The 24661-nt window shown below is 63.1% G+C and carries 22 protein-coding genes and 2 pseudogenes; 11 read left to right on the forward strand and 13 right to left on the reverse strand.

All coding sequences use genetic code 11. The features are described from left to right. Positions 1-13 precede the first annotated feature (13 nt). Complete coding sequence (locus ACSPX5_RS10730; RefSeq protein ID WP_439821660.1) at positions 14-1159, forward strand: sterol desaturase/SRPBCC family protein; 1146 nt, start codon at positions 14-16, stop codon at positions 1157-1159. Positions 1160-1215: 56 nt separating this feature from the next. Further along, positions 1216-2232 (forward strand): SMP-30/gluconolactonase/LRE family protein, encoded by a 1017-nt coding sequence (locus ACSPX5_RS10735; protein WP_439822027.1) that lies wholly within the window; start codon positions 1216-1218, stop codon positions 2230-2232. Between the two features lie 62 nt (positions 2233-2294). On the opposite strand, the gene ACSPX5_RS10740 is transcribed toward ACSPX5_RS10735, so the two are convergent. Both ACSPX5_RS10740 and ACSPX5_RS10745 read right to left on the reverse strand, forming a co-directional pair. Further along, on the reverse strand, positions 2295-2480 hold the full coding sequence (locus ACSPX5_RS10740; protein ID WP_323160595.1) for a hypothetical protein: 186 nt from the start codon (positions 2478-2480) through the stop codon (positions 2295-2297). Positions 2481-2587: 107 nt separating this feature from the next. After that, on the reverse strand, positions 2588-2830 hold the full coding sequence (locus ACSPX5_RS10745) for a YdcH family protein (protein WP_039768852.1): 243 nt from the start codon (positions 2828-2830) through the stop codon (positions 2588-2590). Positions 2831-3036: 206 nt separating this feature from the next. Between ACSPX5_RS10745 and ACSPX5_RS10750 the strand changes: the two genes are divergently transcribed. The 7 genes from ACSPX5_RS10750 to ACSPX5_RS10780 all read left to right on the forward strand — a co-directional run bounded on the left by ACSPX5_RS10750 (position 3037) and on the right by ACSPX5_RS10780 (position 9225). Further along, positions 3037-3558 (forward strand): DUF4142 domain-containing protein, encoded by a 522-nt coding sequence (locus ACSPX5_RS10750; protein WP_169430622.1) that lies wholly within the window; start codon positions 3037-3039, stop codon positions 3556-3558. A 240-nt stretch (positions 3559-3798) separates the two neighbouring features. Continuing rightward, positions 3799-4650, forward strand: a complete 852-nt coding sequence (locus tag ACSPX5_RS10755) for an STAS domain-containing protein (RefSeq protein WP_169430623.1) — start codon at positions 3799-3801, stop codon at positions 4648-4650. 3 nt (positions 4651-4653) lie between these two features. Next, positions 4654-5016, forward strand: coding sequence for an STAS domain-containing protein (locus ACSPX5_RS10760; protein ID WP_011334518.1), 363 nt, complete (start codon positions 4654-4656; stop codon positions 5014-5016). Further along, positions 5013-5417: an anti-sigma regulatory factor gene (locus ACSPX5_RS10765; RefSeq protein ID WP_039768856.1), complete on the forward strand. Its 405-nt coding sequence runs from the start codon at positions 5013-5015 to the stop codon at positions 5415-5417. The genes ACSPX5_RS10760 and ACSPX5_RS10765 overlap by 4 nt, the downstream gene beginning before the upstream one ends. Next, a complete protein-coding gene (locus ACSPX5_RS10770) occupies positions 5414-6424 on the forward strand; it encodes an ATP-binding protein (RefSeq protein ID WP_169432656.1) in 1011 nt (336 codons plus the stop codon). Before ACSPX5_RS10765 ends, ACSPX5_RS10770 begins: the two co-directional genes overlap by 4 nt. Further along, positions 6417-7292 carry a sensor histidine kinase gene (locus ACSPX5_RS10775; protein ID WP_169430624.1) on the forward strand — a complete coding sequence of 292 codons (876 nt, stop codon included), beginning with the start codon at positions 6417-6419 and terminating at the stop codon, positions 7290-7292. The genes ACSPX5_RS10770 and ACSPX5_RS10775 overlap by 8 nt, the downstream gene beginning before the upstream one ends. Then, the gene (locus ACSPX5_RS10780; protein ID WP_439821661.1) at positions 7282-9225 is read left to right on the forward strand and encodes a response regulator; all 1944 of its coding nucleotides are present in this window, start codon (positions 7282-7284) and stop codon (positions 9223-9225) included. Before ACSPX5_RS10775 ends, ACSPX5_RS10780 begins: the two co-directional genes overlap by 11 nt. 120 nt (positions 9226-9345) lie before the next feature. On the opposite strand, the gene ACSPX5_RS10785 is transcribed toward ACSPX5_RS10780, so the two are convergent. From ACSPX5_RS10785 to ACSPX5_RS10795, 3 genes are all read right to left on the reverse strand, one after another. Continuing rightward, complete coding sequence (locus tag ACSPX5_RS10785) at positions 9346-11979, reverse strand: excinuclease ABC subunit A (RefSeq protein WP_439821662.1); 2634 nt, start codon at positions 11977-11979, stop codon at positions 9346-9348. Between the two features lie 29 nt (positions 11980-12008). Beyond that, positions 12009-14120 (reverse strand): ATP-binding protein, encoded by a 2112-nt coding sequence (locus ACSPX5_RS10790; protein WP_439821663.1) that lies wholly within the window; start codon positions 14118-14120, stop codon positions 12009-12011. Between the two features lie 132 nt (positions 14121-14252). Continuing rightward, complete coding sequence (locus tag ACSPX5_RS10795) at positions 14253-14942, reverse strand: GntR family transcriptional regulator (RefSeq protein WP_439821664.1); 690 nt, start codon at positions 14940-14942, stop codon at positions 14253-14255. Positions 14943-15079: 137 nt separating this feature from the next. Between ACSPX5_RS10795 and ACSPX5_RS10800 the strand changes: the two are divergent. Continuing rightward, a pseudogene (locus ACSPX5_RS10800) lies at positions 15080-15409 on the forward strand (spermidine/putrescine ABC transporter ATP-binding protein); the annotation flags it as partial. Continuing rightward, positions 15400-15672: pseudogene (locus tag ACSPX5_RS10805) on the forward strand (flavin reductase family protein); the annotation flags it as partial. The pseudogenes ACSPX5_RS10800 and ACSPX5_RS10805, both read left to right, overlap by 10 nt. On the opposite strand, the gene ACSPX5_RS10810 reads toward ACSPX5_RS10805, so the two are convergent. The 8 genes from ACSPX5_RS10810 to ACSPX5_RS10845 all read right to left on the reverse strand — a co-directional run bounded on the left by ACSPX5_RS10810 (position 15673) and on the right by ACSPX5_RS10845 (position 24476). Continuing rightward, entirely contained in the window at positions 15673-18771 is a 3099-nt protein-coding gene (locus ACSPX5_RS10810; RefSeq protein WP_439821665.1) for an error-prone DNA polymerase, read from the reverse strand. After that, entirely contained in the window at positions 18747-20162 is a 1416-nt protein-coding gene (locus ACSPX5_RS10815; protein WP_439821666.1) for a Y-family DNA polymerase, read from the reverse strand. Before ACSPX5_RS10815 ends, ACSPX5_RS10810 begins: the two co-directional genes overlap by 25 nt. A 7-nt stretch (positions 20163-20169) precedes the next feature. Further along, positions 20170-20787, reverse strand: a complete 618-nt coding sequence (gene imuA, locus ACSPX5_RS10820; RefSeq protein ID WP_439821667.1) for a translesion DNA synthesis-associated protein ImuA — start codon at positions 20785-20787, stop codon at positions 20170-20172. Continuing rightward, positions 20787-21404, reverse strand: coding sequence for a transcriptional repressor LexA (lexA, locus tag ACSPX5_RS10825; protein ID WP_439821668.1), 618 nt, complete (start codon positions 21402-21404; stop codon positions 20787-20789). The genes imuA and lexA overlap by 1 nt, the downstream gene beginning before the upstream one ends. Before the next feature lie 207 nt (positions 21405-21611). After that, a complete protein-coding gene (locus tag ACSPX5_RS10830; RefSeq protein WP_439821669.1) occupies positions 21612-21890 on the reverse strand; it encodes a DUF971 domain-containing protein in 279 nt (92 codons plus the stop codon). Next, entirely contained in the window at positions 21887-22849 is a 963-nt protein-coding gene (locus ACSPX5_RS10835) for a HEAT repeat domain-containing protein (protein ID WP_439821670.1), read from the reverse strand. The genes ACSPX5_RS10830 and ACSPX5_RS10835 overlap by 4 nt, the downstream gene beginning before the upstream one ends. After that, positions 22846-23694, reverse strand: coding sequence for an ABC transporter ATP-binding protein (locus tag ACSPX5_RS10840; RefSeq protein ID WP_439821671.1), 849 nt, complete (start codon positions 23692-23694; stop codon positions 22846-22848). Before ACSPX5_RS10840 ends, ACSPX5_RS10835 begins: the two co-directional genes overlap by 4 nt. After that, positions 23694-24476 (reverse strand): ABC transporter permease, encoded by a 783-nt coding sequence (locus ACSPX5_RS10845; protein ID WP_439821672.1) that lies wholly within the window; start codon positions 24474-24476, stop codon positions 23694-23696. Before ACSPX5_RS10845 ends, ACSPX5_RS10840 begins: the two co-directional genes overlap by 1 nt. Positions 24477-24661: the final 185 nt, after the last annotated feature.

Here is a 24661-nt window from a genome sequence, read left to right on the forward strand (position 1 = left end):
GCAGGTGACCGCAGTGAGGCAGACCACCGAGGCATTTCGCAGCCGCTACCGTGCGGCGATTCATCCGCTGTACAACCCGTGGCTGCACGGTGCGTTCGTGCTGCTGTTCGGCATGCTGGCCATCGGCGCGTTCTGGAGCAGCGTGAAGCAGGTTCACCCGCTGGAATGGCTGACGGTGCCGCTGACGTTGCTGTTCTTCAACTTCGGCGTATATGTGGTGCACCGCCATCTCGGGCATCACAAGAAAGCCTTCGCCAAGATGTTCTACGCCCGCCATGCCGGCGACCATCACAGTTTCTTCACCCCCGGCCACATGACCTGGGACAGCGCCCGCGACTGGCGGGTGATCCTGTTTCCGGCGTGGCTGATCGTGGTGCACACACTGATGATCACCCTGCCCTTGTGGTGGCTGTTTGCGCAGGTCAACGCCAACGTGGCCGGGCTGTTCGGCGGCTGCATGGTACTGGGTTACCTGACCTACGAGGTGTTCCACGCCTGCGAACACTTGCCGGAAAAACATCCGCTGAGCCGCCTGCCCTGGATTCGCCAGATGCGTCGTCTGCACGAATTGCATCACCGGCGTGAACACATGCAGGAGCGCAATTTCAACATCGTCCTGCCGTTGATGGATTACCTGTTCGGCACCCTCTACCGGGAACCGGAACCCATCCCCCTCACCGATTCGAGAACGCCCATGACCCGCATGCAGCATCCGATCGATATCACCGGCGACGCGATTGCCGTACTCGCCTACGCCGCCACGGTCAGCCGTTGGCCTGAGTGGCATCCGTCCTCGCTGAAAATCGACGGTCCCGCCGGCCCGTTGCATGCCGGCGGGCGTTTCGAGGAAGACATTCATGCCGGCGGCCGCGAGGGGCATTTGAGCTGGGAGGTCACCGAGTATCTGCCAGGCCGGCGCTGGTGTGCCCGGGCACAGGGCGATCATGGACTGTCCCTGCTGCTGACTTATGAATGCTCGGCCGCAGGCGAAGGCACAGCCTTCGTGCGCACCCTGGAATACCGCTTCGACAGTCTGGGCATGCGCATCGCCAATCGGCTGTTGCTCAAACGCCGCATCGAACGCGAGTCGGCGGCCTCGATGCTGGCCCTGCGCGACATGGCCACCCGACATCTGGCACTCGCAGGAGCTCACGTGTGAAGCTGCGCCATCTGATCCTGCTGCTGGTGATTTTGATTCTGGCCTTCCTGTTGCTGATGCCGACCAACGTCGAGCCTGTGGCGTGGAAGCCGCAAGTCGCCCCATCATTGACTGATGGGATCTACGCGGACAACCAACGCCTCAAAAGCGCGAAACAGGTCGGCCCGGGCGGTATCGAAGGCCCCGAAGCGCTGCTGCTGGAGGATGACTTTCTGATCACCGGCCTGCATGACGGGCGCCTGCTGCGCACCAGTCTCGACGGCCAGCAGCGCCAGGTGCTCGCCGATACCGGCGGGCGTCCGCTGGGCCTGGCGCGACACCCCAACGGCTTGCTGGTGATTGCCGATGGGGTCAAGGGCTTGCTGTCCCTTGATGCCCAAGGACGGCTGACCGCGCTGACCACTGAAGCCAACGGCCTGAAGTTCGGCTTCACCGACGATGTGGCCATCGACAAGTCCGGGCATTACGCCTACTTCAGCGATGCAAGCAGTCGCTGGGGTTACGGCCATGACGGCGAGGCGATCATCGAGCATGGCGGTGACGGTCGCCTGCTGCGTTACGACTTCCAGACCGGCAAGACCAGCGTTCTGCTCGACAAGCTGGAGTTCGCCAACGGCGTCACCCTCGGCCCGGATGACGCCTATGTGCTGGTCAACGAAACCGGTGCCTACCGCATCAGCCGCTATTGGCTGACCGGCCCCAACGCCGGCACCCACGATCTGTTCATCGACAACCTGCCGGGGTTGCCGGACAACCTCGCGTTCAATGGCCGGGACCGCTTCTGGGTGGCGCTGTACACGCCGCGCAATCCGCTGCTCGATAGCACCGCCGGGCATCCGTTCGTACGCAAGATGATCGTGCGGGCGATGATGGTTCTGCCCAAACCGGTGGAGAAACGCGGCTTTGTCCTCGGGCTGGATCTGAACGGCAAGGTCATCGCCAATCTGCAGGATGCCAGCAACGGCAATTACTCGCCGATTACCACCGCTCGCGAGTATGGCGACTGGTTGTATTTCGGCTCGCTGAAAGCCACGCACATGGCGCGGATGCCGCTGGATGCAGCCTTGGAATGAAGCTTTGGAATGTGTGCTGAAACGAGGGGTGCCATCGCTGAAAATCCAGCGATGGCAGACGGTCAGTTGCTGGATCGATCAAATTTTTCCGGATCCTCATCTTCCGGCACATCCGTGATCTTGCGCTCCTCCTCAGGATGGCGAACGGTATGCGCCGGACTGTTGGGTTCGGGATGCGTGGGAACCGGGTCGAAAGCGCCCTGCTCTTCACTGGGGAACTTGTCGTTGGGGAGCTTGGGTTTGTTCATAAGGCACCTCGCAAAGAGTCGCTGCGTGAAGACTCTGTACATTCGAGGTGCCGTCGTGGCTGTCGTTCCAGTCGGGCACCATCGAAAATCAATGGTGCGACTGACGGTCAGGATCGAGCCTGCAATTGCTCGACGATCTTGTCTTTGACCTGCAGGCGTTTCTCTTTGAGTTTTTTCAGTGTGTCATCGCTGGGGGCGTCCGAGGTCGCCGTCTCGGCCTTGACGACTTCGGCGTCCGCCTGGGAATACTTGTTGATCAGTGCATCCAGATGTGGATCCGCGGTGCGTCGTTGCTGGATCTCTTCCTTTGTGAGTTTCAAGTCCTGTAACAAATCATGGGTCACCGGCATGGAACACCTCCGTCAGTTGATCGGCAGCCAACACGACCGATTGCGCTGGCCAGTTATCAGAATGGCCTTGGTTGTACCCTTCTGTCGACCACCTGTCAGACCAGCGGTGGCCGTTCGTCGCCTTGGGCACAAATGCGATAAAACCTTTGATCGGCACATTCCCTCCATTGAATAACGCTCACAAAAACCTGCGTGGAGAAACACCAATGGACGGATTCAAACTGCGTCATCTCTTTCTGGCAGTTGCCTTGAGTACCGGCATGGGCTCAGCCTTCGCCGCGACCGACAACGACTTTGTCGATAACGCGACAGCTGGCGGCATCGCCGAGATCGAAGCCGCTCGTCTCGCCCTGGAAAAGAGCCAGTCGGCGGACATCAAGGCATTCGCCAACATGATGATCACCGACCACGGCAAGGCCAACGATGAGCTGGCTACCATTGCCAAGGCCCACGACATCAAGGTTCCGGACTCCACCACCCTGGTGAAACAGGCCAAGGAAAAAATCCTCGACATGCGCGATGAATCCTTCGACGCCGCCTACGCCAACAATCAGGTGAAAGCCCACGAAGAAGCCATCGAGCTGTTCAAGAAAGAAGCCAACACCGTGACCGACGACCAGGTCAAGGGCGCCACCGAGCTCAAGGGCTTCGCGCAGAAAATGCTGCCTGGCCTGGAAAAACACCTGGCAGCCGCCAAGGAACTGCAGGCCAAACACCCCTCCAAATAAGCGCAAGACACGCAAAGAGGCCGCCTCCACTGGACGCGGCCTCTTTTGATTGGGTCATCCACAAGTGCGAAAAATCGGCGTTGCCGGCCACGCCAACTAGAGTTAACGGGGCTTTCCCTGCACCGGATCAAAAATATCCTCACAGAAACGAACAACTATTTCGAACGGCCAGGGTCATTCACTTCGCGCCGGTCATTTTCCGAAGAGCCGGCCCCCAATTCGCAATGGAGCACAACGCACATGGCAGCACTGCAGAACAGCACACTCGATGCGATGAAGAACAAACAGACACAACTGTTGAGCGAATGGGTCAACGGATTGCAGGCCAGCGGCACCACCCGCAACCTCAAGGAACATGACATACAGCAACAGACCAGCGAATTCCTGCAACTGGTGCTCAGTGGTCTGGAAAACGGTAACGGCACCAACATTGCCGCCCCCGGTTGGGAGGCCATCCGCCAGTTCCTCGAAAAGCTCTCCCACAGCCGCGCCCTGCTCGGTCAGGATTCGCAGCAAACCGCCAATTTCATTTTCTCGCTCAAAGGCCCGTTGTTCGCCCTGCTGCAGAACCATTATCAGGACCAGCCCGCCCTGCTCGCCGAACAGCTTTGGGAAATCTCCGAACTGTTCGATGCCTTCGGCCTTTACACGATCCGCACGTTCCAGAAGTCCCGTGAAGCGGTGATCAAGCGTCAGCAGGAAGAACTGCTGGAGCTGTCCACGCCGGTGGTCAAATTGTGGGACGGCGTACTGGCGCTGCCGATGATCGGCACCCTCGATTCGCAACGCACTCAGGTCGTCATGGAATCGCTGCTGCAACGCATCGTCGACACCGGTTCGGAAATCGCCATCATCGACATCACCGGCGTGCCGACCGTCGATACGCTGGTCGCCCAGCACCTGCTCAAGACCGTCACCGCGATCCGCCTGATGGGCGCCGACTGCATCATCAGCGGCGTGCGTCCGCAGATAGCCCAGACCATCGTGCACCTGGGCCTCGACCTGCAAGGCGTGGTGACCAAGGCCAATCTGGCCGATGCGCTGAAACTGGCCTTGACCCGTCTGGGCATCACCCTCACCAAGACGGTCTGAACAATGGAACGTATCCCGATTCTTCAGATGGGTGACTTCCTGCTGGTGACCATCCAGGTCGACATGCACGACCAGCTCGCCCTCACCCTGCAAGACGACCTGTCCGAGCGTATCAGCAAGACCTCCGCCCGGGGAGTGTTGATCGATATCTCGGCGCTGGACATGGTCGATTCGTTCATTGGCCGGATGATCGGCACCATTTCCGGCCTGTCGAAAATCATGGATGCCGAAACCATGCTCGTCGGCATGCAGCCGGCGGTCGCCATTACCCTGGTCGAGCTCGGTCTGTACCTGCCAGGCGTCAGTACCGCGCTGAATGTCGAGCGCGGCATGAAACTGCTGCAGGAACGAGTACGCCAGCAATGACCGTGCGCAGCAGCGGTACCCAACCGATCAACATCGAGCAGGACGTGGTGCTGGCCCGGCAACAGGCGCGCAAACTCGCCACCGAATGCGGCATGCGCCTGATCGACCTGACCAAACTGGTGACCGCCGTCAGCGAGCTGGCGCGCAACACCATGGTGTATGGAGGGGGTGGCGACATGGACTGGCAGATCCTCGATGACAACCACAAGGTCGGCCTGCGCCTGACCTTTCGCGATGAGGGCCCGGGCATTCCCGACATCAAACTGGCGATGACCGATGGCTGGACTTCCGGCAGCGGTCTGGGCCTGGGCCTGACCGGGGCCAAGCGACTGGTGGACGAATTCGAACTGGACACCGAGCCCGGCAAAGGCACCCGCATAACGATCACCCGATGGACATGAACATCAGCGGGTCATTGACCCAGGTGTTGGTGATCGAAGACAGCAGCCAGATCGGCCATGTCCGGCGTACGGCCCAGCGCCTGGCCGAGCAACACGGTTTTGGCGAAAGCGATGCCGGCCGCGTGGCGCTGGTGGCCACGGAGCTGGCGAGCAATGTGCTCAAGCATGCCGGACACGGCGAACTGCACCTGCGTCTGTTGCCGCGTCAGAGTGACGACGGCATCGAGATGATCGCGGTCGACCGGGCGCACGGCTTTGATCTGGATGCGTGCATGGCCGATGGCTTTTCCACCGGCGGTACTCAGGGCATCGGCCTGGGCGCCGTGGCACGCCAGGCCGATGTCTTTGATGTTTTTGCCGACCATCGCGGCGCGGTTCTGCTTGCTCGTTTATACCCGCGCAGCGACCGGCAGGTGGATATGCCGTATGGTGTCAGCCAGCACTCGCTGCACAACGACCCGGCTTGCGGTGATGTCTGGCATCTGGCATTCCACGGCGCTGACGTCAGTGCTCTGGTGGTCGACGGTCTGGGTCATGGCGAAGACGCCGAGTGTGCGGCCCGGGCCGGAGAAAAAGCCTTTGCCCTGAATCCGTTCGGTGCGCCGACGGTCCTGATGGAAGACATGCACCGCGAGATGATCGGAACCCGTGGCGGCGCTGTGGCATTCGCGCAGTTTCACGCCGATCGGGCCAGTCTGGCGTTCACCGGTGTCGGCAACATCGGTGCCTGTCTGATCGCCTCCGACAAGTCTCGCGGACTGGCCTCGCATCCGGGCATCGTCGGCGGCCAGTACCGAAAAGCCCAGCCTTTTGACTATGCTCACGTGAACGGACATCTATTGATCATGTATAGCGACGGCTTGCAGTCCCGCTGGAACCTTCAGGATTACCCCGGTCTGGTGCATCGCCATCCCGCCGTGATTGCCACCGTCCTGCACCGCGACTTCTGCCGCGGCCGCGACGATGTCACCGTACTGGTCGTTGCCCTGGAATCCGCCCATGACTGAGTCTCCGATCTTGACCAACGCCGAACAGGCAGAACTGATCGCACGATTGCAGAGCGAAACCGCAGCGCTGCGTGAAGAGCTCGACGAAACCAATCAGGGCGTGCTGGCCCTTTACGCCGAACTCGACACCCAGGCCGAACAACTGCGCCAGGCCTCGGACCTGAAAAGCCGCTTCCTGTCGTACATGAGTCACGAATTCCGCACGCCGCTGGGCTCGATCCTGAGCATCAACAGCCTGCTGGCCGACGAGCTCGACGGCCCGCTCAGCCCCGAGCAACACAAGCAGGTGGCCTTCGTCAGCACCGCAGCCCGCGAGCTCAGCGACATGGTTGACGACTTGCTCGATCTGGCGAAGATCGAGGCCGGTCGCATCAGCATTTCTCCGGCGTGGTTCGACATGTTCGACCTGTTCGCGGCTTTGCGCGGGATGTTCCGGCCGATTGTCGATGCCACGGCGGTGGACCTGATTTTCGAAGAACCAGTGGGCTTGCCGCGCCTGTACACCGATGACAAGAAACTGGCGCAGATCCTGCGCAACTTCATTTCCAACTCGCTGAAATTCACCACCCGTGGCGAAGTCCGGGTCTCGGCACGCCTGGAAGGTCAGGACAAAGTGCGATTTGCGGTCAGCGACACCGGCATCGGCATCGCCCCTGAATTGCACGGCACCCTGTTCGAAGACTTTTCGCAGGTCGATTCACCGCTGCAAAAACGCCTGCGCGGCACCGGTCTCGGCTTGTCGCTGTGCAAGCGCTTCGCCGAATTGCTCGGTGGAGAGGTGGGTGTCGAAAGTACACCGGGCGTGGGTTCGAGCTTTTTCGTGATCATTCCGTTGGCGATTGCCCAGGAGAACGTCGATGAAACATGACATCCGTCTGTTGATCGTCGATGACAACGTCGCCACCCGCTACGCCCTGCGCCGACGCCTGGAGCGCCACGGTTACGTAGTGCTCGAGGCCGGCACCGGCGGTGAGGGTCTGGCCCTGATCGCCAGTCAGTCGCTCGATGCGCTGATTCTCGACGTCAATCTGCCGGACATGAGCGGGTTCGACATCGTTCGTAAACTGCGCACCGACCCGGGCACCGCCCTGCTCCCGGTGATTCACGTGTCGGCCGCGTCGATCCAGACCGGCGACATCATCACCGGACTCGACGCCGGGGCCGATGCTTATCTGATTCACCCGGTCGATCCCGATGTGCTGCTGGCAACGTTGCGCACCCTGCTGCGGGTGCGCGACACGGAGAACGCCTTGCGCGAAAGCGAGGCGCGTTTCCGGGAGATTTTCGTCAACATCTCCGCGCCCATCGCGGTGCTCGACGCCGACCTGAAAGTCCACGAGTGCAACCACGCCTTCTCCCAACTGATCCAGGACAACCGCGACCCGCAGACCCTCAGCGAGTGCTTCGCCGAGGATCAGGGCGCGATCCTCGACGAACTGCGCCTGCGACTGGTGGATGGCGAGCGCTGGAAAGGCACGCTGAACATGCGCGTTCAGGGCGAGATACGCGAGACCGAATGGCAGATTTCGCCCTATCGGACCCCCAAACTGAGCCTGGTGTTCGTCGAAGACGTCACCGAGCACCGTCACCGCGAACGTTCGCACCTGGCGCAACTGGACGACACCACCACGCAACTGGCCAAGGAAGTCGCCGACCGGGTTCGCGTTGAATCGCAACTGCTGCAAGTACAGAAAATGGATGCGCTGGGCAAGCTCACCGGCGGCATCGCCCATGACTTCAACAACCTGCTGACCGGGATCATCACCAGCCTCGAGCTGATTCAGAAACGTGTTGCCGATGCCCGGACGGACAAGGTGCAGTTCTACGCCGAAGCGGCCCTGAGCTCGGCGAGGAGCGCGGCCTCGCTCACCCATCGTCTGCTGGCGTTTGCCCGTCAGCAACCGCTCGACACCCGTCCGGTAGACATCAACAAACACGTCCGCTCGCTCGAAGAATTGCTGGTGCGTACCATCGGCGAACGCATCGCCCTCAAGCTCGAATTGACCACCAAATCTGCCATCGCGCTGGTCGATCCGATCCAGCTCGAAAGTGCAGTGCTCAATCTGGTGATCAATGCCCGGGACGCATTGCCACGGGGCGGAAATATCTGGGTCAGCACTTACGCGGCGTATTCCCACGGCGACCCGAACCTCGCCGATGGTTCCTATGTGGCGCTATCGGTGCGCGATGACGGTACCGGCATCGAGCACAACGTGATCGACAAGGTGTTCGAGCCGTTCTTCACCACCAAACCGCTGGGCCAGGGCACCGGGCTGGGTCTGTCGACGATCTACGGTTTCGCCCGTCAGTCCGGTGGCGATGCGCACATCCGCAGCGTGGCGCGACGTGGCACCGAAGTGACGATCATGCTGCCGGCCACCAGCGATCCGACCGCTGTCGATCTGCCCCCGGTGACCATTGATCCGCAAGGCTCGGGCGAACATGTGTTGATCGTCGAAGACATGCCGACGGTACGCCTGTTCGTCACCGAAGTGCTGGAAGACGCCGGTTACCGCTGCACCCAGGCCGCCGATATCGAAACGGCGCTGGAGCGCTTGCAGAACGACTCGTCGATCGACCTCCTGCTGACCGACGTCGGTCTGCCACGCATGACCGGCCGCGAACTGGCGGACGTTGCACGGGACTGGCGCGAAGCATTGCCGATCCTGTTCATGACCGGTTACGCAGAAACCGCGATCAACCGGCAAGTGTTCCTCGGGGCCGGCATGGACATGCTGGTCAAGCCGTTCCAGATCAGCGAATTGCTGGACAAGGTACGCCGCACGCTCGACGGCACCTGATACACCGCCATCGCGGGCAAGCCCGCTCCCACAGTTTTTTGTGCCGTACACAACTTCGTGAACACATCAGACTCTGTGGGAGCGGGCTTGCCCGCGATGAGGCCCGCCCAGGCGACGCAGTTATCGGTTCAAGGCACGGGCGAGAAACGGCGCAGTCCGGCTCTTCTTGCTCGCCGCCACTTTCTGCGGTGTCCCGGCCACGACGATCTTGCCGCCCTGGTCTCCGGCACCCGGGCCGATGTCGATCACCCAGTCGCTCTGCGCCACCACGCGCATTTCATGCTCGACCACAATCACCGTGTGTCCTGCGCTCACCAGATTGTCCAGTTGTTCCAACAAGCGGTCGACATCTCGCGGATGCAAGCCGGTGGTAGGCTCGTCGAGCACATACAACGTTGCGCCGCGCTGATTGCGCTGCAGCTCGGTAGCCAGTTTGATCCGCTGTGCCTCACCCCCGGACAATTCGGTCGCCGGTTGCCCGAGGCGCAGATAACCAAGGCCGATATCGCGCAGCACTTCCAGTGAACGACGAATCGCCGGTTGCCCGGCAAACACCGTTACCGCCTCGTCCACGGTCAATTGCAGCACCTGCGCGATGCTCAAGCCCTGCCAGAGGATGGCCAACGTGTCGGGGTTGTAACGTGCGCCATGGCAGGTCGGGCACGGCGCGTAAACGCTGGGCATGAACAGCAACTCGACACTGACAAAACCCTCGCCCTCGCAAGTCGGGCAACGGCCCTTGGCAACGTTGAAGGAAAACTGCCCGGCGTCGTAACCCGCCGCTTTCGCCTCGTCGGTCGCGGCGAACAACTTGCGCACGTTGTCGAACAGCCCGGTGTAGGTCGCCAGATTCGAACGTGGGGTACGGCCGATGGGTTTCTGATCGACCTGCACCAGACGTTTGATCGACTCCAGCCCGGCGCTGACCTGGCCGGTGCTGGCAGTCGGGGTATCGTCTTCCAGATTGAGTTCCTCCGGCTCGGCATCACTGGCGCTGCGCCCGAGCTGCGCGCCGACCAGTTCCAGCAGCGCCTGGCTGACCAGACTCGATTTGCCGGAACCGGAGACGCCGGTGACCGAGGTGAAACAACCCAGCGGAAATTCGGCGCTGAGGTTATCGAGATTGTTGCGGGTAACGCCGTCGAGCTTCAGCCAGCCCGACGGTTTGCGCGCGGCGCGTGTGGTGCGTTGCTGTTCGGCGAACAGATAGGCGCGGGTCTGCGACTGCTCGATCGCTGCCAGCCCCGGCGGCGGGCCGCTGTAGAGAATCTGCCCGCCCTTTTCACCCGCCGCCGGGCCGACATCGATCAGCCAGTCGGCGCGGCGCATGGTGTCCAGATCGTGCTCGACCACAAACACGCTGTTGCCGTCGGCCTTCAGACGCTGCAACGCCTCGAACAGCGCCTCGCCGTCAGCCGGGTGCAGGCCCGCGGAAGGTTCGTCGAGCACATAGATCACGCCGAACAATTGCGAGCCCAGTTGGGTGGCCAGTCGCAGGCGTTGCAGCTCGCCTGACGACAGGGTCGGCGTGCTGCGCTCCAGCGACAGATAACCGAGGCCGAGATCGGTCAGGGTACTGACCCGCTCCAACAGGTCCTCGGCGATGCGCTGCGCCGCCAGGCGTTTTTCCAGCGACAGATTGGGGGTGTGACGCACGTCCGGTGCGTGGGTGTGGCCGATGGCGCCATGGGCTACGCGCTGTTGCCGGGCTTCGCGGGTCTGGCTGTGCGTCAGGGTTTCGCCGGGCTCATCGACCTGTTCCAGCCAGCTCGCGTCAGCTACCGGCTTCAAGACCTCAGCGACTTGCAGCAGCGGCATTCGCGACAACTCGCCGATGTCATGGCCGGCAAACGTCACCGACAGCGCCTCGCGTTTGAGGCGCTTGCCATCGCACAACGGGCACAGGCTGCCGAGCATGAATTGCGACACGCGCTTCTTCATCAGCGCACTTTGCGAATGGGTGAAGGTGTGCAGGATGTAGCGCCGGGCACCGGTGAACGTGCCTTGATAACTGGGCTCCATCTTGCGTTCGAGGGCGACGCGGGTTTCTTCCGGCGTCAGCCCGGCGTACACCGGAACCGTTGGCGTTTCCTCGGTGAAGAGGATCCAGTCGCGCTGCTTTTTCGGCAGCTTGCGCCAGGGTATGTCGACGTCGATGCCCATGGTCACCAGGATGTCGCGCAGGTTCTGACCCTGCCAGGCCAACGGCCAGGAGGCCACGGCGCGCTGGCGGATGGTCAGATTCGGATCCGGCACCATCAAGGCTTCGGTCACTTCATAAACCCGGCCCAGTCCATGGCATTGCGGACAGGCACCTTGTGGCGTATTCGGCGAGAAGTCCTCGGCGTACAGCATCGGCTGACCCGCCGGGTAACTGCCGGCGCGGGAGTACAGCATGCGGATCAGGCTCGACAGCGTGGTGACGCTGCCCACCGACGAGCGCGTGCTCGGCGTGCCGCGTTGTTGCTGCAGGGCCACGGCCGGCGGCAGGCCCTCAATGGAATCGACGTCCGGCACGCCGACCTGATCGATCAGCCGCCGCGCGTAGGGCGCCACCGATTCGAAATAGCGGCGCTGCGCTTCGGCATACAAGGTAGAAAACGCCAGCGACGACTTGCCCGAACCGGACACCCCGGTAAACACCACCAGCGCATCCCGGGGAATATCGACGTCAACGTTCTGCAGATTGTGTTCGCGGGCACCGCGCACTCGGACCATGCCGGCGGCGGAACTGGAGCTGCGCTTGGAAGTCATCGGCCAACCTTGGTCTGAAGAGAAATGGCTCAGGCACTCAGCACCGCACGGATCATTTGCAACAACGCCTCGGGCCCGTAGGGCTTGCCGAGCAAATGGGTGTCCGGACTGAGCTGGTGATTGCGCGAGATGATGTCGCGGGTGTGGCCGGAGGTGAACAGCACGGCCACCGGCGGCATTTGCACCTTGGCCCAGGCGGCGAGATCGGAACTTTTGATCAGCCCGGGCATGACCACGTCGGTAAAGATCAGGTCGACCCGGGCCCCCTCCAGCAGCATTTGCATGGCCGTGTCGCCATTGCCGGCGATCAGCACCCGGTAACCTTCCTCGCGCAACAGTTCGACAGCGGAGGTGCGCACCGCTTCGTTGTCTTCGACCACCAGAATGGTCTCGTTGCCGCCCGCCTGTTGACGTTGCGCGCCTGGCGTTTCATCGAGCATCGGTCGCAAGCTGCGCGGAAAATACAACTGCACCCGCGTGCCCTCGCCGACGTGGCTGTCGATCTCGACATGCCCGCCGCTCTGTTTGACGAAACCGAACACCATGCTCAAGCCCAGGCCCGTGCCCTGGCCGTCAGCCTTGGTGGTGAAGAACGGTTCGAAGACCTGCTCCAGCATGTGCGGGGCGATGCCGACGCCGCTGTCACTGACCGAAACCCGCACAAAATCCCCCGGCGCGATGCCCTTGCCGGCGCAGAACGTCCGATCCAGTGACGTATTGGCGGCGCCGAGCACGATCGTGCCCTCGCCTTTCATGGCATCCCGGGCGTTGATCGCCAGATTGAGAATGGCGTTTTCCAGTTGATTGCGGTCGACGTTGATGTGCCACGGTTCCTCGGGCAGTTGCACATCAATCTGAATGGTTTCCCCCAGTGCCCGTTGCAGCAATTCGCCGACACCTTCGAAGATCTGCCGTGGATCGCACACTGCCGGCGACAGCGGCTGGCGCCGGGCAAACGCCAGCAGTTGCGAGGACAGCTTGGCCCCGCGGTCCACCGCCGCCAGCGAGGCGCTGACCCGGCGTTGCACGTTGGCATTGTCCGGTTCATGACGGGCCAGCAGGTGCAGGTTGCCGGCGATCACTTGCAACAGGTTGTTGAAGTCGTGGGCCACGCCGCCCGTGAGGCCGCCGATGGCTTCGAGTTTCTGCGACTGACGCAATTGCTCTTCGGCGGTGAGGCGCGCCTCGACTTCATCCGCCACACGCTGTTCGAGGTTGCGGGTGAACTTGAGCAGGGATTCTTCGGCGGTCTTGCGCTCGTGAATGTCGATCAGCACGCCGGGGAAACGGAACGGCCGGCCCTGCTCGTCAAATTCGCAGGCGCCGCTGGCGAGTACCCACAGACAACTGCCATCGGCACGCACCACTCGGTATTCGGCGTTGTAGGGCTCGCCGGTACGTACCGAATTCTCCACGCACTCCCGTACCCAATTGCGATCGTCCGGGTGAATGTGCGCTTCGGCGATATGCTGCGGCAGGTTGGTCAGGTCTTGATCAGGCGGGTAGGAAAATGTCCGGGCGAATCGCTCGTCGGCCGACAGCACGTTGTTTCTGACGTCCCAGACAAACGAGCCGAGCAGCGCCCCGGCATTCAGCGCCAGCCGAACCCGTTCATTGTCGGCGCGGTAGGCGTCTTCGGCAGCCTGACGCAGACGTTCGGACAGCACCAGCTCGGTAGTCTCCACCACCATCGCCATGACGCCGGCCGGAACCCCGGCATCGTTGGCCACCGGGCTGTAATAAAGGTCGAGCCAGACATCCTCGGGCACGCCATCGCGCAACAGCACCAGCACCTTGTTGCGGTACTCCAGGGTGCCGCCCGCCAGGCAGGTGTCGACCACATGCCGATTGAAGTCGGCGACCTCCGGCCAGCCCAGCTCCACCGGCACGCCGAGCAGGTACGGGTGGCGGCCGCCGGCGAACCGCGAGTAGGCATCGTTGTAGATCATGTAGCCGGCACGGCCCCAGAGCATGACCATCGGCAACGGAGAAGCGAGCATCAACTGCACCGTGCTGCACAGGCTGGCCGGCCAGGATTCGAGAGGGCCCAGATCGGTCCCGCTCCAGTCGAACGCACGGATTCGCCCGGCCATCTCGCCCTGCCAGCCGTCACAACCGTGACTATCGGATAAAAACTGCATCGATTGACTCAATGTCCTGTGGTTTTCGACCGATTTCGCAACGCCCTCTGACGCCACGCCCGTGTGTTTCGAGCATCGAGAGGCCTCATTGGTTTCATTAGAGGTATAGCCGATTTCGGACCCGGCCAAGACTCAGACTTCGATCAGGTGTTTGAGCGGGTGGTAGCCGCTCTTCATCTTCGCAGCGACGTCGAGAATCGCCTTCTGGATGCCGTCCAGGTGCATGCAGGTCAGCTCGATGGCCGCGCTCTGATTACCGGCCTCGATAAACTCGATCAGGCGCAGATGCTCATCGTCGCGACAGGCTTGGTGGCTGTCGTCGTCCAGCGCGGCGGCGTACAGCGAAGCGCGGGAAATCAGCTTCTGGAACCAGTCGAGCAGCACCGGGTTGTTCAGGCTGCGGGCCAGTTTGAGGTGGAACTCGCCGAGCAGGTGAATCAGCCGTTCGTGGTCTCCGGCCGCGTGGGCCTCATCTTCCAGCAGCAGGTGTTCGCGCAGGTCCTGCATCGCGGCGGAATCCTTGCGCCGGCACAGCTCGGTGACGATGCCGATCTCGATCAGGCGCCGGGTTTCGAACAGCGAACGGATTTCTTCATCACTGGGCAACGACACCGACGCACCTTTATTGGGCTCGGTGGTAACCAGCCCGTCGGCCTCCAATTGCTTGAGTGCCGCGCGAACCGACGTGCGGCTGACATTGAACAATTCCGCCAGCGACGCCTCGCCCAGCTTCATCCCCGGACGCAGCGAACGCTTGCTGATCGCCTCGTAAACCCCTTGGTAGACGCGGTGGACCGTGGTTTCCGTTTTTTTCTCGGTCATTTGAAAACTCCTTCAATGCTGGCAACGCTGCCCGACGAACGACTCAGTCAGGTAAATGGGGGGTTGCGCCAGCAGATTAATCCGGGCACCTCTAAATTGCATTCATATATTGCATACAATAATTAGAGGATTGCACCATTACAGGTCAGCCAATAGCCATTGAAGTGCGCAACGTATCCACGCGGTATTCTGATGACCCTGGCGATCCGGCTGGCGGGCGAAACCGTGAACCACCTGCCGCCGTTCAAGCGTCGGGGTCAACACGGTGTTCCAGAGTTACGCGCTGTTTCCGCACATGAGTGTCGCGCAGAATATCGCCTTCGGCCTCGAGATGCTGGGTCTTCTTCGTCACCCACGATCAGAAAGAAGCGTTGACCCTGTCCGACCGGATCGCGGTGATGTATGCCGGCAAGATCCTGCAGATCGGCACCCCGACCGACATTTATGAGCGTCCGCAGCACCGGTGGCGCTGGAATGTCGGCGAATGATGGCGCTGAACATCGGCCAGTCACGGGAGATCATTTTTGGCGAGGTGTTGATGGCCCATGTGCGCGACGAGTTGATCGACCCGAAAACCCTGTACATCGATCAATTGGGGCTCGATGCGATCGGTCGCATGGGCGGGCATGGTTATGCGCGAACCCGGGATTATTTCGATCTGCCAACCCGCTCGTTGCAAGCGTGGACGGAAGCGCCGGGGGGTGGCGAGCGGTTCTGGCCACAGCGCTGATCAGTGGAAGTCGCGGCTCTGTATACGGATGCCGTTGAGCAGCGGAGTCAGATCACTCAGGCGTCCGGCGATCAGGTGCCGCACCTCGCCTTCGCGCTCCCAGCGGCCGTCAACCTTGAGCAGCTGCGAACCGACCAGCACCTGACGCTGGCGCTCGGCGAGATCGCGCCAGACCACCACATTGACGTTGCCGAACTCGTCTTCCAGGGTCACGAAAGTCACGCCGCTGGCAGTGCCCGGACGCTGGCGGCCGGTCACCAGCCCCGCCACGCTGACCGGTCGCCCGTGCTCGACCTCCAACAATTCCCGGGAACTGCGACAGCGCCGCGCCCGCAACTCGTTGCGCAACAGCGTCAGCGGGTGCGGCCCCAGCGTGGTGCCCAGCGTGGCGTAGTCCGTGAACAGGTCTTCGCTGACACTCGGCGTGGGCAGCCGCACATCCGGTTCTTCCTGACTCGGCAATCCGGCAAACAACCCGAGCTGTTTCTGCACCCCGGCCACCTCCCAGCGCGCACGATGGCGGTGACCGGCCAGGCCGCGCAACGCCCCGGCATCCGCCAGCAATGCCTGGGCCCGACTGTCGAGCCCGGCCCGTTCGCCCAGGTCGGCGACATCGGCAAACGCGCCCCTCGTCCGAGCGCTTTCAATGCTGCGCGCATCTTCCTCGCGAAAACCCTTGATCATCCGCAGGCCCATGCGGATCGCCGGTTGTGCGCCAACAATCGGCTCCAGACTGCAATCCCAGTCGCTGGCGCGCACGTCCACCGGGCGGATCTGCAAATGATGCCGGCGCGCATCCTGAAGAATCTGGTCCGGGCTGTAGAAACCCATCGGCCAGCTGTTGATCAGCGCACAGGCAAACGCCGCCGGTTCATGGCACTTGAGCCAGCAACTGGCATAGGTCAGCAAGGCAAAACTGGCGGCGTGGGACTCGGGAAAACCATAGCTGCCGAAACCCTTGATCTGCTCGAAGATCTGCGCGGCGAATTCCGGGCTGTAGCCGTTTTTCTTCATGCCGGCCGCCAGCCGTTCCTTGTGCGGTTCCAGCCCGCCGTGGCGTTTCCACGCCGCCATGGAACGGCGCAACTGGTCGGCCTCGCCGGGGCTGTAGTCGGCGGCGACGATGGCGATCTGCATCACCTGTTCCTGAAACAGCGGCACGCCGAGGGTGCGCTTGAGCACCACCTCCAGCTCCGGGGACGGATAGGTTTCCTTTTCTTCCTTGTTCCGGCGGCGCAGGTACGGATGCACCATCCCGCCCTGGATCGGCCCCGGCCGGACAATGGCCACTTCGATCACCAGGTCGTAGAAGGTTTGCGGGCGCAGGCGCGGCAGCATCGACATCTGTGCCCGGGACTCGATCTGGAACACGCCGATGGTGTCGGCGCGGCTGATCATGTCGTAGGTCGGGCGATCGTCAGGCGGGATGGTGGCCAGGCTCAGGTCCTGATGGCGATGGCGGCGCAGCAGGTCGAAGCAACGGCGAATCGCGCTGAGCATGCCAAGGGCGAGGATATCCACCTTGAGCAGCCCGACGGCGTCGAGATCGTCCTTGTCCCACTGGATGATCGTGCGGTCGGCCATGGCGGCGTTTTCCACCGGCACCAGGGTGTCCAGCGGTTGCTCGGAAATCACGAAACCGCCGGGGTGCTGCGACAGATGCCGGGGAAAACCGATCAGTTGCCCGGTCAGGCTCAGTACCCGGTGCAGGATCGGGCTGTCCGGGTCGAAGCCGTTTTCGCGCAGGCGTTCCACGGGCGGCGTTTCATCGCTCCAGTGGCCGCAGCAATCGGCCAGCGCATTGATCTGGTCCGGCGGCAAGCCCAGCGCCTTGGCCACGTCACGGATCGCGCCGGAAGCGTGATAGGTGCTGACCACCGCCGTCAGTGCCGCACGACGACGGCCATAACGACGAAACACGTATTGCAGGACTTCTTCCCGGCGCTCGTGCTCGAAATCCACGTCGATGTCCGGCGGCTCGTTGCGCTCCCTCGACATGAAACGCTCGAACAGCAGCGTGGTGCGGTCCGGGTCGATCTCGGTGATGCCCAAGGCAAAACACACCGCCGAGTTGGCCGCCGAGCCCCGGCCCTGGCAGAGGATTTTCTGCTCCCGGGCGAAGCGCACCACGTCGTGTACGGTGAGGAAGTAGCTTTCGTAGCCGAGCTCGGCGATCAACTTCAGCTCATCGTCGATCTGCTTGAGCACCTTGGGCTGTGCGCCTTTCGGCCAACGCCAGGCGATACCTTGTTCAGTCAGGTGGCGCAGCCAGGAGCTGGCGTTGTGCTCTTCAGGCACCAGTTCTTTGGGGTATTGATAGCGCAACTCACCCAGATCGAACGTGCAGCGGCGGGCCAGTTTCACCGACTCGTCCAGCAAGGTCTGCGGATACAACTCGCGCAACACATCGAGGCAGCGCAAATGCCGTTCGCCGTTGGGATGCAGACGCAATCCGGCTTCGGCCACCGGGACGTGGTGACGGATCGCAGTCATGGTGTCCTGCAAGGCTCGCCGGCCACGGGCGTGCATGTGCACATCACCACTGGCCACGGCGGGGATCTGCAGTTCATCCGCCAGGCTCAGCAACGCGGTCAACCGCTGCTGATCGTTCTGCCCGCGATGCAACTGCACCGCCAGCCACAGGCGTTCACCGAAGGTCTGCTTCAGCCAACGGCCCTCTTTCATGTCATCGACCGCCTCCGGCACCCACAACACCAGCAATCCGGGCAACGGCTCGCTGAAGTCCTCGCGCAGTATTTGATACTGGCCTTTCTGGGTGCGCCGTCGAGCCTGGGTGATCAAGCCGCACAGCGTTTGATAACCCTCGATGTTTTCGACCAGCAATACCAGTTTCGGGCCGTTTTCGATGCGCATCTCGCTGCCGATAATCAGCGGCAGCTCCACAGATTTTGCCGCTTGCCAGGCACGGACGATCCCGGCCAGGGTGCATTCATCGGTGATCGCCAGCGCCTGATAGCCATGTTTTTTCGCCCGCTGGAACAGTTCCAGCGCACTCGAAGCACCACGCTGAAAACTGAAGTTCGACAGACAGTGCAGCTCGGCATAACCCAGATTCACGCGAACCAGCCCTGCAGCCACAACGGGCCGCCCTCACCCACTGCCCGGTACGCCCAGCCTTGCTGGCCAGCGCGGTTCTGGATCAGGTAATAGTCGCGGCGCACGTCATCACCGTCCCACCAGCCGGACTCGATGCGTTCCGGCCCCATGAGGATGCGTGCCGAACCTTCGGGCACCGACTGCGGCTCGCCCAGCAACCAGCCCGGACGCTGCACGCCCGGCAATGCAGGGCAACGCTGTTTGTCATCAGCGTTCTGCCACGCGCACTCCGGGCGATGATCGGCCTGAAAGCGCAGGCCCTGCACCGCCTCATCCCCCAGCCGCGCACGCAGGCGTTCGCGCAATTGCTCCCAGGGCAAGGTCTGCTGCGGGCGCTCGTCGAACAGTTCCTGAAACTGCGGCACGAAACTCGGCAAGTCTTCGGCGCGCAGACGAAAACCGCGCACCGGGGCTTCGATCTGCACCTGCTCCAGTCGGCCACGGGCCAGTTCAAAGAGCATCGCCGGATCCCGCTCGGCGCTGAGCAGGCCGACCTTGATCAGCGTGTCCGGCAACCCGGCGTGTTCAAGGTGCAGATCGAAGCGCTGCACGCCGCTGTCGCGCCCGCACAAAAACGCCGCCAGATCGGATGTCAGGCGGCGCAACGGGAACAACAGCGCCTGATGGGACTGCACGTCGAAGTTGAGTTCGATGCGCACATCGAAACGATCCGGCGGCAGGTAGAACGCCAACGCCAGCGGCCGTGCGCCGAACAGCGTGTCCAGGTGCTTGAGCATCGGTGCCTCGAAACGCCGGGCCAGGGCCTGACGCGGCAGGCTCTGCACCTGATGGAGGTTGCGCAGGCCCATGCGCGACAACGCCGTGGCCACGCTCGGTTCAAGCCCGACGCGGTCGACCGGCAGTTGCCCGAGGTGATGGCGCAGAGCTTCACCGTCGGGCACTACCAACCCGTCATAGGCGTTGGCCAACACCCGCGCCGCCACCGGGTTGGGCGCGGCAACGATGCGGTGCCGAAAGCCCAGCTCCGTCAGTTCCGTGCGCAACCGTGCTTCGAACTGCGCCCAGGAACCGAACAGCCCGAGGCTCGACTCGATCTCGAACACCACGGTGCGCGGGTAATGCACGCTGACCTGAGCGCTGAAACGATAGGCCCAGGCGGCGAGAAACTGCTGCCAGTGCTCGACCTCGGCCGAATCGTAATCGACGGTGGCGAACCCTTTGCTCATGGCTTGCGCGGCGGTCATCGACTGACCCGGACGCAAGCCCAATGCCCGCGCTGCCGGGTTGACCGCTTGCAGCACCCGGCGCTGGGCCGGGCCGCTGAGCAGCGCCAACGGTTGCTCGGGATCGGGGCGCTGACGCAGCACGGCGTCGAGGGCCAATTGCGGGAACAGAATACAAACCCAGCGCATGGCGACCTCAATGCCCCACGGCGAAGGCAATCGGTGCGCTGCGCGCCAGTCCGCCCCGGCACTTGAGCACGCGCAATTGCGCCGGGCGCGCATCAATGGCGATACGCAACGCGGCTGGCGACGGGTTGACCGCTTCGCTCAAGGGCCGCCACGCGAACGCCAGGGTCTGGCCGGTTTCCGCCGCCACCTGCAAACGGCGCAAGGCGCGGTCATCGGCCTTGTGCGGCCAGCACAGCACCGCGCCGCAACTGCCCGAGCGCAGGCATTGTTCCGCCGCCCACAAGGCATCGCGTTCGCTGGCCCGGATCACCGACAACTGACGCAGATCGACCCCGGCATTGGCCCAGGCTTGCGGGTACGGCACGAACGGTGGCGCCACCAGCACGATGCGCTCGCCCGCCGCCGACAGCCGCGCCAAGGTCGGCCACACCAGTTGCAGCTCGCCGACACCGGGCCCGGCCAGGAGGATTTCGCTCAGCGCCGCTTCCGGCCAGCCGCCACTGGGCAAGGCCGCGTCCAGCGCGGCGTGCCCGGTGGGTTGCGGGCTGGCGGTCGGTGGCGCAGGCCGGCCCTTCCAGACCTGGCCGCCATTGAACAGCGTATCCAGCGCAACGACGGCCCCCATCAGCCTTGCCTCACCAGACCGCAGAACACGCCTTCAATGGCCAGGTCCTGATCGTCACGCACCACAATCGGCTGGTACGCCGGGTTGCGCGGCAGCAGGCGAACCTCATCGCCGACCCGCTCGAAGCGTTTGATGGTGACCTCGCCGTCGAGCCGCGCCACCACGATCTGCCCGTTGAGGGCCTCGGGGTTGCGCCGCACGCCGACCAGATCGCCGTCGAGAATGCCGTCCTCGATCATCGAGTCGCCCTGCACCCGCAGCATGTAGTCGGGCGTACGGGAGAACAGCGCGGGATCGAGCATCAGGCGATTGTGGATATCGGCATCGGCGCCGATGGGCGCACCGGCAGCTACCCGGCCGAGCACCGGTACGTCGAGCAGTTCCGGCCGCGGCGGCTGCCCGAGCAGGCGAATGCCCCGGGCCTGATGCGGATTGACCTCGATGAACCCGGCTTCGGTGAGCGCCAGCACATGCTTGCGCGCCACGCTGCGGGAGGCAAAACCAAAAGCCTCGCTGATTTCAGCGAGGCTTGGGGGCTGACCGTGTTCGGCGATGCGTTCGCGGATAAAGGTCAGGATGGCGGTACGGCGGGGAGTCAGAGTCATCATGGAGTACATTTGTACTCTTGTGGGAATTTCCTGACAAGCACCGCCAGTCAGCTCAAACCGTTCTACGCCTACACCGTCAACGCGGCGCGGACCATCGGCCTGGAGCAACAGATCGGCCCCCTGAGCCTGCTGCCCTTGAACAGCCACGCGATCCCCCTGCGACGGTCGTGGCCAGTGTCAATAAGTCTTTCTGAGCCCCGATTGATTGCGGTGAGCCTAAGGTTTGAGTTGCGCCAGGTACTGCCATGGATAGATCCCGCGTTGATGACCATCGCTGAACACCAGTTGCAGGCCGTAGCCCTGAGCGTTCAATTCGATGACCCGCACACGCGGGTCAACCATTGGCGGCGAACCCCGCAGGCGAAACGCCCGGCACTGCGAGCACGGGCACTGGCGGCGCAGTTCGGCATGGTCGAGCAACTGCTCGCGGCCATCCGGCCAGCTCAACCGCAAGCGGTGTTCACTTTGAGAATTACCGATCGCCAGCGGATTCATTGCAGCTGACTCAAGGCAATCCGCACGGCTTTTCGCACTTCCGGGTCGCCGTCGTCCTGCGCGGCCTGCAACGCTGCCACGGCGCCGCGATCATTCAACTCGCCCAGCGCCAGCGCCGCTTCCTTGCGCAGGTTGCTGATGCGATGGCCGAGGGTTTCGATCAAGGCGTCGAGGGCCGGTGCGTAACGCAAACGGCCGAGGCTGCGGGTGGCGCGCAGGCGCACTTGCCAGTAGTCGTCGGCCAAGGCTTCGATCAGCGCCGGCCCGGCGTCGGTGTGGCCGACCTTGCCGAGGGTGGTCGCGGCTTCTTCGCGTACTTGCCAAGCGTGGTCCTGCAAGGCCTGACGCAACGCAGGCAGCACGTCAGCGTCACTTGCCAGACCCAGGGCGCCGGTGGCGGCGCGGCGTACTTCGGTGTCCGGGTCATCACTCGCCAGGCGGGCCAAGGCCGGCAGTGCGTCGAGTTGCTTGAGCCAGCCGAGCACGCCGACGGCTTCGCGGCGCACACTCGCATCAGCATCGTTCAACGCCTGAATCGCGGCAGGCGCAGCGCCGGGGAAACGCAACTCGCGCAAGGCCCGGAACGCGGCAACCCGCACGCCGGTGTCGGCATGGGCGGTCCACGGCAGAATCACCCTGCCCGCCGCTTCGGTCTTGAGCAGGCTCAGGCTCTGCGCCGCAGCGGCTTGCACCGCCGGCGACGGATCCGTCAGCGCCTGGCACAGCGCTTCAACCACCGGCTCGTCTTCCCAGGCCTCCAATAGGCGCGCCGCTTCGGCACGCACTTCTTCGGCGGGGTCTTCAGCCAGTCGCTCGACCAGCCAGAGCAAGCCGTCCGGCTCTTCGAGGTCAGCCAGGTCGATCAGGGCAATCCGCCGCACACCGGCGTCATCGGCGGTCAGGCGCGGTTGCAGGGCGAGAATGTCGTCGTTATCGGTCACAGCAAAAAATGAGGTCACAGGGCAAATCTCGGCAAGGCGTTTTCAGGAGGCAAACCGAGCGGGTTGAGGCGCGGCAGCGGTCGGTCGTTGTCGTGGCGCAGCAGGTCGAGGCAGTGGCGCTTGAGGCGCGAGAACGCGTGGCTGGTGACCAGTTCGGTGGTGCGTGGGCGTGGGAAATCCAGGCGCAAGTCTTCGATGATCCGCCCCGGCCGCGCGCTCATCACCAGCAAGCGATCGGCGAGGAACAGCGCTTCGTCGATGTCATGGGTGACGAACACCACGGTGGTGCGAATTCGCGTCCAGATGTCCAGCAGCAGTTCCTGCATGTTCAGTCGGGTCAGCGCGTCCAGCGCACCGAAGGGTTCGTCCATCAGTAACAGCCGTGGCCGATTGACCAGTACCCGGGCGATCTCCACCCGTTGCTGCATGCCGCCGGACAGTTGATCCGGCCAGCGTTCGGCGAAACCTTCGAGGCCGACCAGTTTGAGGATGTCGTCGGCGGCGCGGTGGCGCTCGGCTTTGCCGATGCCGCGCATCTTCAGGCCGAAGGCAACGTTGTCGCGCACCGTGCGCCACGGGAACAAGGTGTGATGCTGGAACACCATGCCGCGTTGCGGTGACGGGCCGGACACTTCGGCGCCGTCGACTTTCAACTGCCCCCGGTGAGGTTGCAGATGCCCGGCCAGCGCGCCGAGCAAGGTCGATTTGCCGCAACCGGACGGGCCGAGAATGCACACGAACTGGCCCGGCTCGATCTGGCAGTCCAGGCCCTGCACCGCTTCGAACGCTTGCCGGCCTTCGCCGAGGACGATGGACAACTGGCGGATGTCGATCCGCCCTTCCGGGGTTTGCATCACGCTCATCAGGCTTTTCCTCGTGGTCGGTGCCAGGGCGTGAATAGTCCGCCCAGGCGTTTGATCAGCAGGCTGCTGCCCATGCCCAACACGCCGATCAGCAACATGCCGACCACGATGTCGGCGTAGTTCTGAATGGTGTAGGACTCCCAGGTGTAGTAACCGATGCCGAACTGGCCGGAGATCATTTCGGCGGTCACCAGACAGAACCACGAGGTGCCCATGCCGATCGCCAGCCCAGTGATGATGCTCGGTGCAGCACCCGGCAGGATCACTTCCAGCAGAATCGCCCGACGCCCCGCCCCGAGGCTTTTGGCCGAGGCGATCAGGCGCGGGTCGACGCCTTCGACGCCGTGCACGGTGTTGAGCAGGATCGGGAACAGCGCGCCGGTGAAGGTGATGAACACCATCGACAATTCCGACGACGGGAACATCAGGATCGCCAGTGGAATCCACGCCACGGCGGGGATCGGGCGCAGCACTTCCAGTGGCGGCAGCAGCAGGTCTTCGGCCCATTTCGACCGGCCGATGGCCAGGCCCAGGGCGATGCCGATCACCAGCGCCGCGAGGTAGCCGGCGAAGACCCGGCCGAGGCTGGCGCTCAGGTGCTGGATGAGCTTGCCGGAGTCGCCCAGGCCGAGGGCGGCTTGGATCACGGCCAGCGGGGTCGGGACGTTGGCGAAGGTGACCAGGCCGAGGTTCCAGTGGTAGCTGGCGGCTAGTTGCCAGAAGAGCAGGCAGAGGAGCAATGAGGCGGCTCTCGATGTCCAGCGTAGGGTGGGTGACTTCATGGATCGGGTTTCCAATTATGGAGCTGTGTTGTGGCTGAGATTTACCCCCTCACCCCAGCCCTCTCCCCCAAGGGGGCGAGGGGGAAAGGGAGCCGATCTTCAAGCCTTTCAAGACCTGAGTTCGGCTCGGTATTTCAGGTCGGCGTAGCTCCAGCAAACACCTCGGTCAGTCCCCTCTCCCTCCG

It is taken from the genome of Pseudomonas sp. HLG18 (genome assembly GCF_051903985.1).
Taxonomy (GTDB): Bacteria; Pseudomonadota; Gammaproteobacteria; order Pseudomonadales; family Pseudomonadaceae; genus Aquipseudomonas; species Aquipseudomonas fluorescens_BT.

What these genes read in the sequence shown, in the direction of transcription:
- ACSPX5_RS10735 (WP_439822027.1), top strand. Translation starts at nt 1,216, where the DNA reads ATGCCGACCAACGTCGAGCCTGTGGCGTGGAAGCCGCAAGTCGCCCCA.
- ACSPX5_RS10740 (WP_323160595.1), bottom strand. Translation starts at nt 2,480, where the DNA reads ATGAACAAACCCAAGCTCCCCAACGACAAGTTCCCCAGTGAAGAGCAG.
- ACSPX5_RS10745 (WP_039768852.1), bottom strand. Translation starts at nt 2,830, where the DNA reads ATGCCGGTGACCCATGATTTGTTACAGGACTTGAAACTCACAAAGGAA.
- ACSPX5_RS10750 (WP_169430622.1), top strand. Translation starts at nt 3,037, where the DNA reads ATGGACGGATTCAAACTGCGTCATCTCTTTCTGGCAGTTGCCTTGAGT.
- ACSPX5_RS10755 (WP_169430623.1), top strand. Translation starts at nt 3,799, where the DNA reads ATGGCAGCACTGCAGAACAGCACACTCGATGCGATGAAGAACAAACAG.
- ACSPX5_RS10760 (WP_011334518.1), top strand. Translation starts at nt 4,654, where the DNA reads ATGGAACGTATCCCGATTCTTCAGATGGGTGACTTCCTGCTGGTGACC.
- ACSPX5_RS10765 (WP_039768856.1), top strand. Translation starts at nt 5,013, where the DNA reads ATGACCGTGCGCAGCAGCGGTACCCAACCGATCAACATCGAGCAGGAC.
- ACSPX5_RS10770 (WP_169432656.1), top strand. Translation starts at nt 5,414, where the DNA reads ATGAACATCAGCGGGTCATTGACCCAGGTGTTGGTGATCGAAGACAGC.
- ACSPX5_RS10775 (WP_169430624.1), top strand. Translation starts at nt 6,417, where the DNA reads ATGACTGAGTCTCCGATCTTGACCAACGCCGAACAGGCAGAACTGATC.
- ACSPX5_RS10780 (WP_439821661.1), top strand. Translation starts at nt 7,282, where the DNA reads ATGAAACATGACATCCGTCTGTTGATCGTCGATGACAACGTCGCCACC.
- ACSPX5_RS10785 (WP_439821662.1), bottom strand. Translation starts at nt 11,979, where the DNA reads ATGACTTCCAAGCGCAGCTCCAGTTCCGCCGCCGGCATGGTCCGAGTG.
- ACSPX5_RS10790 (WP_439821663.1), bottom strand. Translation starts at nt 14,120, where the DNA reads ATGCAGTTTTTATCCGATAGTCACGGTTGTGACGGCTGGCAGGGCGAG.
- ACSPX5_RS10795 (WP_439821664.1), bottom strand. Translation starts at nt 14,942, where the DNA reads ATGACCGAGAAAAAAACGGAAACCACGGTCCACCGCGTCTACCAAGGG.
- ACSPX5_RS10815 (WP_439821666.1), bottom strand. Translation starts at nt 20,162, where the DNA reads ATGCGCTGGGTTTGTATTCTGTTCCCGCAATTGGCCCTCGACGCCGTG.
- imuA (WP_439821667.1), bottom strand. Translation starts at nt 20,787, where the DNA reads ATGGGGGCCGTCGTTGCGCTGGATACGCTGTTCAATGGCGGCCAGGTC.
- lexA (WP_439821668.1), bottom strand. Translation starts at nt 21,404, where the DNA reads ATGTACTCCATGATGACTCTGACTCCCCGCCGTACCGCCATCCTGACC.
- ACSPX5_RS10830 (WP_439821669.1), bottom strand. Translation starts at nt 21,890, where the DNA reads ATGAATCCGCTGGCGATCGGTAATTCTCAAAGTGAACACCGCTTGCGG.
- ACSPX5_RS10840 (WP_439821671.1), bottom strand. Translation starts at nt 23,694, where the DNA reads ATGAGCGTGATGCAAACCCCGGAAGGGCGGATCGACATCCGCCAGTTG.
- ACSPX5_RS10845 (WP_439821672.1), bottom strand. Translation starts at nt 24,476, where the DNA reads ATGAAGTCACCCACCCTACGCTGGACATCGAGAGCCGCCTCATTGCTC.